Consider the following 1,838-nt stretch of genomic DNA (forward strand, 5'->3'; position numbering starts at 1 on the left):
GGAGGCAACCGCCCCAGTTAAACTACCCATCAGACACTGTCCCTGATCCGGATCACGGACCCAGGTTAGACATCCAGCACGACCAGACTGGTATTTCAACGACGACTCCACCACCACTGGCGTGGCGGCTTCACGGTCTCCCAGCTATCCTACACAAGCCGAACCGAACACCAATATCAAACTGTAGTAAAGGTCCCGGGGTCTTTCCGTCCTGCTGCGCGAAACGAGCATCTTTACTCGTAGTGCAATTTCACCGGGCCTATGGTTGAGACAGTCGAGAAGTCGTTACGCCATTCGTGCAGGTCGGAACTTACCCGACAAGGAATTTCGCTACCTTAGGATGGTTATAGTTACCACCGCCGTTTACTGGCGCTTAAGTTCTCAGCTTCGCCTGGACGAATCCAGACTGACCGGTCCCCTTAACGTTCCAGCACCGGGCAGGCGTCAGTCCGTATACCTCGCCTTACGGCTTCGCACGGACCTGTGTTTTTAGTAAACAGTCGCTTCTCGCTGGTCTCTGCGGCCACCCCCAGCTCACGGAGTAAATCCGATCACCGGGTGTGGCCCCCCTTCTCCCGAAGTTACGGGGGCATTTTGCCGAGTTCCTTAACCATAGTTCACCCGAACGCCTCGGTATTCTCTACCTGACCACCTGAGTCGGTTTGGGGTACGGGCCGCCGTGCAACTCGCTAGAGGCTTTTCTCGACAGCATAGGATCATCCACTTCGCCGCAATCGGCTCGGCATCGGGTCTCACCCTGATAAGTGGCGGATTTGCCTACCACTCGGGCTACACCCTTGCCCCGGGACAACCACCGCCCGGGCTGGACTGCCTTCCTGCGTCACCCCATCACTCACCTACTGCAGGTCTGGTCCGTCGGCTCCACCACTCCCCTCAACTCCGAAGAGATCGGGGCGGCTTCACGGACTTAGCATCGCCTGGTTCGATGTCTGGCGCTGCACCGCGGGTACCGGAATATCAACCGGTTGTCCATCGACTACGCCTGTCGGCCTCGCCTTAGGTCCCGACTTACCCTGGGCAGATCAGCTTGACCCAGGAACCCTTGGTCAATCGGCGCACACGTTTCTCACGTGTGTATCGCTACTCATGCCTGCATTCTCACTCGTGTACCGTCCACAACTCGCTTCCGCGGCTGCTTCACCCGGCACACGACGCTCCCCTACCCATCACGATCCCCGTTGGGGGTATCTATCGCAATGACACGACGTCGGCGGTACGCTTGAGCCCCGCTACATTGTCGGCGCGGAATCACTAGACCAGTGAGCTATTACGCACTCTTTCAAGGATGGCTGCTTCTAAGCCAACCTCCTGGTTGTCTGTGCGACTCCACATCCTTTCCCACTTAGCGTACGCTTGGGGGCCTTAGTCGATGCTCTGGGCTGTTTCCCTCTCGACCATGGAGCTTATCCCCCACGGTCTCACTGCCGCGCTCTCACTTGCCGGCATTCGGAGTTTGGCTAAGGTCAGTAACCCGGTAGGGCCCATCGCCTATCCAGTGCTCTACCTCCGGCAAGAAACACGCGACGCTGCACCTAAATGCATTTCGGGGAGAACCAGCTATCACGGAGTTTGATTGGCCTTTCACCCCTAACCACAGGTCATCCCCCAGGTTTTCAACCCTGGTGGGTTCGGTCCTCCACGACCTCTTACAGCCGCTTCAACCTGCCCATGGCTAGATCACTCCGCTTCGGGTCTTGAGCGTGCTACTGAAGGCGCCCTGTTCGGACTCGCTTTCGCTACGGCTTCCCCACCCGGGTTAACCTCGCAACACACCGCAAACTCGCAGGCTCATTCTTCAAAAGGCACGCGGTCACGAC

Annotated in this window: 1 rRNA gene; it reads right to left on the minus strand. The window is 58.0% G+C overall.

What is annotated here, in order from left to right:
- Window positions 1–1,838 (minus strand): 23S ribosomal RNA (locus AB0I73_RS41170); the annotation flags it as partial.

The organism is Streptomyces sp. NPDC050388 (assembly GCF_040655635.1).
In the GTDB taxonomy this organism is placed as follows: domain Bacteria; phylum Actinomycetota; class Actinomycetes; order Streptomycetales; family Streptomycetaceae; genus Streptomyces.